This window comes from Kitasatospora sp. NPDC018058, from assembly GCF_044327205.1.
Lineage (GTDB): Bacteria > Actinomycetota > Actinomycetes > Streptomycetales > Streptomycetaceae > Kitasatospora.
This window is the reverse complement of sequence record NZ_JBIRFA010000009.1, coordinates 74762-84158: the sequence shown is the minus strand read 5'-3', so window position 1 is coordinate 84158 and position 9397 is coordinate 74762. Positions and strand designations below refer to the sequence as shown.

General features: G+C 72.6%; 7 protein-coding genes. 5 read left to right on the top strand and 2 right to left on the bottom strand.

Features of this window, described 5'->3' with window-relative positions; genetic code table 11:
• Nucleotides 1-156 precede the first annotated feature (156 nt).
• Nucleotides 157-1482 carry a UDP-glucose dehydrogenase family protein gene (locus tag ACH4E7_RS14885; protein WP_396249445.1) on the top strand — a complete coding sequence of 442 codons (1326 nt, stop codon included), beginning with the start codon at nt 157-159 and terminating at the stop codon, nt 1480-1482.
• Between the two features lie 20 nt (nt 1483-1502).
• On the top strand, nt 1503-1832 hold the full coding sequence (locus ACH4E7_RS14880; RefSeq protein WP_396249444.1) for a MazG-like family protein: 330 nt from the start codon (nt 1503-1505) through the stop codon (nt 1830-1832).
• A 298-nt stretch (nt 1833-2130) separates the two neighbouring features.
• Here the strand turns inward: ACH4E7_RS14880 and ACH4E7_RS14875 are convergent, their stop codons facing one another.
• Nucleotides 2131-4986, bottom strand: coding sequence for a DEAD/DEAH box helicase (locus tag ACH4E7_RS14875; RefSeq protein ID WP_396249619.1), 2856 nt, complete (start codon nt 4984-4986; stop codon nt 2131-2133).
• A 255-nt stretch (nt 4987-5241) separates the two neighbouring features.
• On the opposite strand from ACH4E7_RS14875, the gene ACH4E7_RS14870 reads away from it, so the two are divergent.
• Nucleotides 5242-5616 (top strand): hypothetical protein, encoded by a 375-nt coding sequence (locus tag ACH4E7_RS14870; RefSeq protein ID WP_396249443.1) that lies wholly within the window; start codon nt 5242-5244, stop codon nt 5614-5616.
• A 28-nt stretch (nt 5617-5644) separates the two neighbouring features.
• On the top strand, nt 5645-6028 hold the full coding sequence (locus tag ACH4E7_RS14865) for an ArsR/SmtB family transcription factor (RefSeq protein WP_396249442.1): 384 nt from the start codon (nt 5645-5647) through the stop codon (nt 6026-6028).
• On the opposite strand, the gene ACH4E7_RS14860 is transcribed toward ACH4E7_RS14865, so the two are convergent.
• Entirely contained in the window at nt 6018-7190 is a 1173-nt protein-coding gene (locus ACH4E7_RS14860; protein ID WP_396249441.1) for an aminotransferase class V-fold PLP-dependent enzyme, read from the bottom strand. The genes ACH4E7_RS14865 and ACH4E7_RS14860 overlap by 11 nt on opposite strands.
• 84 nt (nt 7191-7274) lie before the next feature.
• Here ACH4E7_RS14860 and ACH4E7_RS14855 point away from each other — a divergent pair, with 84 nt between their 5' ends.
• Entirely contained in the window at nt 7275-9341 is a 2067-nt protein-coding gene (locus ACH4E7_RS14855) for a prolyl oligopeptidase family serine peptidase (RefSeq protein WP_396249440.1), read from the top strand.
• Nucleotides 9342-9397 lie beyond the last annotated feature (56 nt).

Sequence of the window (9397 nt, the reverse complement as noted above, 5' to 3'; positions counted from 1 at the left end):
CCCACCCGGGCGCTCTTAATTTTTTGGTTCCTACTAACCCTGGGGGGGCGCCCCGCCTAACACTCCGTCCGTGGGGGGGGGGCGGGGGGGGGGGGGGGGGGGGGGCCCCCCCCCGGGGCCCCCCCCCCCCACCACTCCACTTCGACAAGGACCGTTATGCGCGTCTCCGTGATCGGCTGCGGCCACCTCGGCATCCCCCACGCCGCCGGGATGGCCCACCTCGGCCACGAGGTCTTGGGCGTCGACGTCGACGCCGCCAAGATCGATCAGCTCAACCAGGGCCACGCCCCGATCTTCGAGGCCGGGCTGCCTGAACTGCTCGCCAAGCACACCGCCTCCGGGCAGCTTCGGTTCACGACCAGCATCACGGAGGCCGCCGCGTTCGCCGACGTGCACTTTCTCGCGGTCGGAACCCCGATCGACGCCGACGGCCGATCGTACGACCCCGGGCAGGTCTTCGGAGCCGCCCGCGCTCTCGCGCCGCACCTGACGCGGCCGTGCACGATCATCGGGAAGTCGACCGTCACCGTCGGCACGACCGCCCACCTGACCCGCCTTGTGCAGCGCCTCGCCCCCGCCGGTGAAGCCGTTCAGGTCGTCTGGAACCCGGAGTTCCTGCGCGAAGGGCACGCCGTCGACGACACCCTGCGCCCGGACCGCCTCGTGGCCGGCGTCACCGGCCCCGGTGCCGAAGCCGTCGTGCGCGAGGTGTTCGCCCCGATCCTTGCCGACGGCTGCCCGTTGTTCGTCACCACCCCGGAGACGGCCGAGCTGATCAAGGGCGCCGCGAACACCTTCCTCGGTCTCAAGGTCTCGTTCATCAACGCCGTGGCCAACATGTGCACGGCCGCCGGCGCGGACGTGATCACCCTGGTTCAGGCCCTCGGCATGGACCCCCGCATCGGCGCCGGCGGCATGCAGCCGGGCATCGGCTACGGCGGCGGATGTCTACCGAAGGACGTACGCGCGTTCACCGCCTCCGCTGCCCACCTCGGCGCCGACGATGCCGCCGAGCTGCTGCGCGCGGCCGAGCGCATCAACGAGAACCGGCCGCGCGCCGCCGCCGACCTGATCGAAGCCTGCCTGACAAGGCCCGTGAACGGCTCCCAGATCGCCATGTGGGGCGCTTCCTTCAAGGCCGGCACCAACGACGTCCGGGAGTCCCCGGCCCTCGCTCTGGCGTCGCTGCTGCACACCCGAGGCGCGCAGGTCACGGTGCACGACCCGCACGCAAACGCTACGGCGATCGTTCGGCACCCCGAACTCGATTACGCCGACACCATCGCCGGCGCATGTCGGCAGGCGGACGCTGTCGTGATCGGAACGGAATGGCCGCAGTTCCGCGACGCCGACCCCGCCGAGCTCCGGCCTCTGGTGAACAACCCCCTGGTCATCGACCTGCGAAACGTCCTGGACGCCGCCCTGTGGCGTGCCAGCGGATGGTCCGTCCACCAGCTCGGCCGGCCCCAACCCACCAGGTGAAACCAGAAAGGGACACCACGATGGAAGACCTCTTCGACGCGATCGAGAACCTGTCAGCCGTGTGCCGCGCCGCTGGCGCCGGCCTGCCGCCGGAGGAGTTGAAAGCCCTACAGGTCGGCAAGGTCGGCGAGGAAGCGGGTGAGGCCATGCACGCCCTGCATGGCCTCAAGGGACTCGCCACCTGCACCAACGACCACACCTGGGCCGAAGTGCAGAACGACCTCACCGGCGCCGTTATCGCCGCCATGATCGCCATGCACTACATCGACCCCTGCGGCTGGCGCGAGACCTTCGCCGAGGTCTTCCACCGCCGGACCCGTCGGGGTCGCGAGGCGGCATCCGCCGCGTGACCCTGTCGCCCAGAGCGTCTGGGACAGGCGACCTGGAGACGAAGCCGTCGCTGCGCCTCTGCCCCCTGCCAACGGAAGGGGGCAGAGGCTCTTCATCTTCTTCTACGCAGGAAGTCACCCTGGCCGACTCCCTGTGCCGCTCCGGCGGGAGCCGAAGCGGCACAGGGGGTGGGGGGTGGGGGGTGGAAGCCGCCCAGACCGCAGGCCTGGGCGGCTTCCACCCGCCTTCATCGCTAGAAAGTCGCCGGGCACGCGGAAAGGCCCGATGTCGAACATGCGGGCCCCATCGCGTATCCGGTTAGCCCACCGAGGAGTAGGCGATGATGCCGCGCCGCAGGCCGTCGACGGCCTTGCGGGCGGTCTTGCGCAGTTCGGCGTCCTCGCCGGCCGCGTCCTGGATCTGGCCGAGGACGTCGATCAGTTGCTTGGTCCAGCGGACGAAGTCGCCGGCCGGCATGTCCGCGTCGCGCAGCACCTGGTCCAGGCTGTGGCCGAGCGCCCAGCGGTAGGCGGCCCAGGCGAAGCCGAGGTCGGGCTCGCGCTGCCCGACGCCCTCGGCGGTGTTGATCCGGTGCTGCTCCTCCAGGGCGTCCAGGTGGCCCCAGATCCGGACCATCTTGCCGAGCGCGTCCTTGGCGGCGCCCTCCGGCACCCGGGGGGCGCCGGCGTCGTCGGCCTGGCGCGACTCGTACACCAACGCCGAGGCGCAGGCGGCGAGTTCGGCGGCGGCCAGACCGCTCCAGACACCCTCGCGGATGCACTCGGAGGCGAGCAGGTCGAGTTCGCCGTAGAGCCGGCCGAGCCGCTTGCCGTCGTCGGTGACGGTGTCGCCGCTGAGGTAGCCGAGGTCGGTGAGCAGCCCGCAGACCCGGTCGAAGGTGCGGGCGATGGTGTGGGTGCGCGAGCGCATCCGGCGTCCCAGCAGCTCGGTGTCGCGGTGCAACCGGTGGTAGCGCTCGGCCCAGCGGGCGTGGTCCTCGCGGTCGGAGCAGCCGTGGCAGGGGTGCTGGCGCAGTTCGGCACGCAGCCGGGTGATCTCCGGGTCGTCGGCGGCGGCCGCGCGGCCGCGCCGGAACCGCTCGGGCTCCAGGTGGCCGGCCTTGGTGCGCAGCGCCGAGGCGAGGTCGCGCCGGGACTGCGGGCTGCGCGGGTTGAAGGACTTGGGGATGCGGAGGCGCTCGATCGCGACGACCGGGTGCGGGAAGTCGATCATCGCGAGCCGCTTGACCTGCCGCTCGGCGGTGAGCACCACCGGGCGCGGGCCGTCCTGGAAGTCGGGGTGGCGCGGGCCGCCCCGGCCGGAGCGGTTGACCGGCGGCAGGCCCGGGTCGAGGACCAGGGCGAGGCCGGCGAACTTGCCGGTGGGGACGTGGATGACGTCGCCGGGCTTGAGCTGCTCGATGGACTCGACGGCGGCCGCGCGGCGCTGGCTGCTGCCCTCGCGGGCGAGCTCGTTCTCGCGGTCCTTGAGCCGGCGGCGCAGCTCCATGTACTCGTCGAAGTCGCCGAGGTGGCAGGTCATCGACTCGCGGTAGCCCTCCAGGCCCTCCTCGTTGCGCTGCACCTGGCGGGCGATGCCGACCACCGAGCGGTCGGCCTGGAACTGGGCGAAGGAGGTCTCCAGCAGTTCGCGCGAGCGGTGCCGGCCGAACTGGGAGACCAGGTTGACGGCCATGTTGTACGACGGCCGGAACGAAGACTTGAGCGGGTAGGTGCGGGTGCCCGCCAGGCCGGCCAGCGCCTCCGGGTCGAGGCCGCGCTGCCAGAGCACCACGGCGTGGCCCTCGACGTCGATGCCGCGCCGCCCGGCCCGGCCGGTGAGCTGGGTGTACTCGCCGGGGGTGATGTCGGCGTGGGTCTCGCCGTTCCACTTGACCAGCTTCTCCATGACCACCGAGCGGGCGGGCATGTTGATGCCGAGCGCCAGGGTCTCGGTCGCGAAGACGGCCTTGACCAGGCCCTTCACGAAGAGCTCCTCGACGACCTCCTTGAACCGGGGCAGCATCCCGGCGTGGTGGGCGGCGATGCCGCGCTCCAGCCCGTCCAGCCACTCGAAGTAGCCGAGGACGTGCAGGTCCTCGTCGGGGATGTCGGCGCAGCGCTCCGCGACGACGGCCCGGACCTGGGCGCGCTCGGAGTCCTTGTTGAGCCGCAGGCCGGAGCTGAGGCACTGCTGGACGGCGGCCTCGCAGCCGGCCCGGCTGAAGATGAAGGTGATCGCGGGCAGCAGGCCCTCGGCGTCGAGCCGGTCGATGACGTCGACCCGGCCCGGGGTCCAGACCCGGCCGGGGCGGCCGTTGGGCATGGAGCGGCCCCGGCCGCGGCCGAAGCGGTCGCGGGGCCCACGGTCCGGTTCGGAGCGGGCGAGCCGGACCAGCTCGGGGTTGACGGCCTTGCCGGGGTTCTTCAGGTTGTTCTTGGGGCGGCCGTCCCGGTCGGGGTCGGCGAACAGGTCGTACATCCGGTTGCCGGCCATCACGTGCTGCCACAGCGGCACCGGGCGGGTCTCGGAGACGATCACCTTGGTGCCGCCGCGGACGGTGTCCAGCCAGTCGCCGAACTCCTCGGCGTTGGAGACGGTCGCGGAGAGCGAGACGAGGGTGACCGACTCGGGGAGGTGGATGATGACCTCCTCCCAGACGGCGCCGCGGAAGCGGTCGGCGAGGTAGTGCACCTCGTCCATCACGACGTAGCCGAGACCGTCGAGGGTGCTGGAGCCCGCGTAGAGCATGTTGCGCAGCACCTCGGTGGTCATGACCACCACGGGGGCGTCGCCGTTGACACTGTTGTCGCCGGTGAGCAGGCCGACCTTGGCGGCGCCGTAGCGCTTGACCAGGTCGCCGTACTTCTGGTTGGAGAGCGCCTTGATCGGCGTGGTGTAGAAGCACTTGCGGCCCGCCTGGAGGGCCAGGTGCACGGCGAACTCGCCGACGATGGTCTTCCCGGAGCCGGTGGGGGCGGCGACCAGGACGCCCGATCCGGCCTCCAGCGTCTCGCAGGCCTCCAGCTGGAAGTCGTCCAGCGGGAAGTCGTACAGCTGCTGGAAGCCGTACAGGGCTGTGGCCTGCTCCTCGGCCCGGCGACGGCTGGCCGCGTACGCTTCGGCGGGGCTGAGCTCCCGGTCGTCCTGGAGCTCTGGATCGGGGGTGTTCATCGCCGTCCGGGTGTGGTTGGTGTGATCTCGCATCTCAGCGAGAGGTTACCCGGGAGGGCTGACATCGATAGCACCGTTTTTCGTGCGACGAGATCACTCCCGGGATCACTTCCCTCTCAGATCCATAGTTGCAAATGTCTTCAAGTGATCGGAGTGTGGCCAGGTTCGAACGTCTCCGGTCATTCCCGGTGGAGTCCGGCGATTGCTCCCTACCTTCGTGTGCCACAGCCACCAACTCACCGGAGGACAGCGAAGATGGCGAACCTGGAGACGTCCCTCAAGGAGGCCATGGGCATCGACGGCGCGATCGGCGTCGCCCTGGTCGACTACGGCAGCGGCATGGCCCTCGGCAGCCTCGGCGACGGCGGCGAGCTGGACCTCAACGTCGCCGCCGCCGGGAACACCGACGTGGTCCGCGCCAAGATGCGGGCGATGGAGATGCTCAACCTGCACGACAACGAGATCGAGGACATCCTGATCACGCTGACCCACCAGTACCACATGGTCCGGCCGATCACGACGCCCAGCGGCCGGGGCCTGTTCCTCTTCCTCGCGCTCAACCGCAACCGCGGCAACCTCGCGATGGCCCGCCACCAGCTCAAGCGGATCGAACTCGCGCTGGAGATCTGAGCCCACCGACACCAGGGAAGGGGGGCTCGTGACGGTAGCGCTCTACCAGGCCAAGGCCGAGTTCTTCCGGATGCTCGGCCATCCCGTCCGGATCCGGGTGCTGGAGCTGCTCCAGGACGGACCGACGCCCGTCCGCGGCCTGCTCGCCGAGCTGGAGGTCGAACCCTCCAGCCTGTCGCAGCAGCTCGCGGTGCTGCGCCGGTCGGGCATCGTCACCGCCACCCGCGAAGGCAGCACGGTGGTCTACGCGTTGGCCGGCGGCGACGTCGCCGACCTGCTGCGGGCAGCCCGGCGGATCCTCACCGGGCTGCTCGCCGACCGGAGCATGCTGCTCGACGAGCTGCGGGCGGCCGGCGAGCAGCCGCTCCCCGAGGCGGCCGGCCACGCTGCGCCGCGACCGGCTACTCCTTGAACAGCTCCACCAGGGCGTCCGCGAGCCGCTCGTACTCCGCCGCGCGGTTGTACAGCTGGGCGCTGACCCGCAGCACTGCGCCGTCGGGCCCCGGCCGGACGGCGACCCGGATGCCGTGCCTGCGCCACAGCTCGGCCAGCAGCGCCCGGACCTCCGCCTCGTTGTCGAACCGCCCCTCCGGCAGTCGTACGGTGCGCATCCACACCTCGGGCGTCGCGGGCAGCGGCCGCAGGCCCGCCCGTTCGACCAGCACCCGCCGGCCGTACGCGGCGAGGGCGGTGTTGTGCTCGGCCACCGCCCGGCGGCCGAGTTCGCCCAACAGCTCGAAGCCGGCCGGGGCGGCCAGCCAGGGCGTGTAGTCGCAGGTGCCGCGCCACTCGACGTTGCCCGGGAAGCCCCGGTGGTGTTCCCAGGACAGTGCGAGCGGGCGCACCCGGGCGGTCCACTCGGGGCGGACGGCCAGCACGCCGGTGGCGCGCGGGGCGAAGGCCCACTTGTGCAGGTTGCCGAACCAGAAGTCGGCGTTCGGGTCGACCGGGGCGGGCAGCATGCCGGGCGCGTGGGCGCCGTCCACCACGGTGGTCACCCCGCGCCCGCGCAGCTCGGCGACGAGCTCCGGGGAGGCCACCGTACGGGCGGTGAGTGAGGTGATCCGGTCCAGGACCGCCACGGTGGTGCGGTCGTCCACGGCGGCGAGCACCGCCTCCCGGACGGCCTCCTCGTCCGGGGCGTCCAGCGGGACTTCGGCCACCACCAGCTCGGCGCCGGTCTCGGCGGCCTTGCGGGCCACGGCCTGGTTGACCGCGCCGTAGCCGTGGTCGGTGACCAGGATCCGGTCGCCGGGGGCGAGGGGGATGCTGTCCAGGGCGATCGCGATCGCCTCGGTGACGTTGGCGACCAGTGCCAGCCGGTCCGGGTCGGTGGTCAGCTCGGCGGCGATCCGCACCCGGGCCCCGGCGATCCGGTCCGGCAGGTCCGCGAAGAAGCCGTCCGGGTCCAACTCGTGCTCGGTCCGCAGCCGTTCCTGCACCCGCTGCACCGGGACGGGCACGGCGCCGTACGAGCCGTGGTTCAGGTGTGCGGCCCCCGGCGACACGCTGAAGAGGCCCTCGGCGGCGGGCAGCGGGGCCGGGGGCTCGGCGGTGCTCAGGTCGTCGATCACGGTGGTCCTCCCCAGTCGTGATGTGTGACATTTCACATGACAGACTACTGGTCGGGGCAAGCATCGCACGACCACCATCGGGCCGTGACCATCACCGACGCCTTCCTCTCCCTCAGCGCCCGTACCGGTCGGTTCACCTACGGCGCCCCACGCGCGTACACCCTCGCCGAGGACGGTACCCGGCTGCTGCTGCTCCGCTCGACCGGTTCCGAGGACCCGGTCGACCGCCTCCAGCTGCTCGACCTCACCACCGGCGAGGAACGCCTGGTCGCCGACCCGACCGCGCTCACCCCGGGCCGTAGCGGCCGGCGCGACGGACTGCCCGCCGCCGAACGGAGGTTGCGCGAGCGCACCCGGCTGGTCGCCGCCGGGATCGGCGGCTACGCGGCCACCCCCGACCTCGCCACCGCCGCCCTCACCCTGGACGGCCGGCTGTTCCGCATCGACACCGCCACCGGCACCTCCGTCGAACTCCCCACCACCGGGCCCGCGTTCGACCCCCGCCCGGACACCGACGGCCGACGGATCGCCTACGTCGCCGACGACGCCCTGTACGTCACCCCGGAGTCGACGCCGATCTCCCCCGCCGACGGCGCCCGCTGGGGCGTCGCCGAATTCGCCGCCGCCGAGGAGCTCGGCCGCTCCCGGGGCCACTGGTGGCGCCCGGACGGCGGCGCGCTGCTGGCCGCCCGGGTGGACGAATCCGCCCTCCCCCGTCGCCACTTCGCCGACCCCGCCCAACCCGGCGAGCCCGCCGAGGACTTCGCCTACCCGCAGGCCGGCGGGCCCAACGCCGACGTCCAGCTCTGGGTACTCGGCCTGGACGGCGGCCGGGTCCGACTCCGCTGGGACGCCGCCGCGTTCCCGTACCTCTGCGACGCCTCCTGGGCCTCGGACGGCGAGGTGCTGCTCACCGTCGCCGACCGCCTCCAGCAGCGGGTCCTGCTGCTCAGCGCCGACCCGGCCACCGGCGCGACCTCCGAACTCTCCCGCACCACCGACGAGTTCTGGGTGGACGACCTGCCCGGCACCCCCGCCCGGCTGCCCGACGGCCGCCTGCTCACCGCCCACGACGGCCCGCAGGCCCGCGGCCTCGCCCTGGACGGCAAACCGCTGGACAGCACCGGACTGCAGATCCGCCGGGTGGTCGGGCGGTACGACGGCCGGCTGCTCTGCGAGACCGGCCAGGGCGACCCGGCCGACCAGCACCTCCACCTGGTCGACCCGGACGGCGGCCCGCCCGAACTCCTCAGCGCCGGGCCGGGCGTGCACTCCGCGCTCGCCGCCGCCGACACCCTGCTGCTCACCACCGCCACCGCCGACGGCGTCCGGCGGGCGGTCCGGCGCGCGGGCCGCGAGCTGACACTCACCGACCAGAGCGCCGCCCTGCCGTACACCGTCCGCCCCCGGCTCGCCCGGGTCACCGAACGCGCCCTGCCCACCGCCGTGGTGTACCCGCGCGGGCACGTCCCCGGCCGCCGGCTGCCCGTCCTGCTGGACGTCTACGGCGGGCCCGGCTTCCAGGCCGTGGCCGCCGAGCCGCGCCGCTGGCAGCTCCGCCAGTGGTGGGCCGACCAGGGCTTCGCCGTGGTCACCACCGACAACCGCGGCACCCCCTTCGTCTCCCCCGACTTCACCCGGGCGATCTTCCGGCGCTTCTCCCAGGTCGCCCTGGACGACCAGGTCGACGCCCTGCACGCACTCGCCGCACACCACCCCGACCTCGACCTCGGCCGGGTCGGCGTGCGCGGCTGGTCGTACGGCGGCTACCTCGCCGCACTCGCCGTACTGCGCCGCCCGGACGTCTTCCACGCCGCCTGCGCGGGCGCCCCGCCCACCGACTTCCGGCTGTACGACACCGCGTACACCGAGCGCTACCTCGGCCTGCCGCAGGACAACCCCGAGGGCTACGCCGACGACTGCCTGCTCGCCGACGCCCCCGGGCTGACCAGGCCGCTCCTGCTGATCCACGGGCTGGCTGACGACAACGTCCACCCCGCGCACACCCTGCTGCTCTCCCAGGCGCTCACCCGCGCCGGGCGTCCGCACAGTGTGCTGCCACTGCCGGGCGTCACCCACATGACCCCGGGCGGGACGAACGAGCAGCTCGCCATGGCCGAACTCGCCTTCCTGCGCACATCTTTGGGATGATCCGTTGAGTCCGGCCCGGTCGGACTGGGACACTCCGCACGACCGCCGCCCGGCCC

Bases quoted from the DNA above. Each gene is read 5' to 3' on its own strand.
- ACH4E7_RS14885 (WP_396249445.1), top strand. From the start codon at position 157: ATGCGCGTCTCCGTGATCGGCTGCGGCCACCTCGGCATCCCCCACGCC.
- ACH4E7_RS14880 (WP_396249444.1), top strand. From the start codon at position 1,503: ATGGAAGACCTCTTCGACGCGATCGAGAACCTGTCAGCCGTGTGCCGC.
- ACH4E7_RS14875 (WP_396249619.1), bottom strand. From the start codon at position 4,986: ATGAACACCCCCGATCCAGAGCTCCAGGACGACCGGGAGCTCAGCCCC.
- ACH4E7_RS14870 (WP_396249443.1), top strand. From the start codon at position 5,242: ATGGCGAACCTGGAGACGTCCCTCAAGGAGGCCATGGGCATCGACGGC.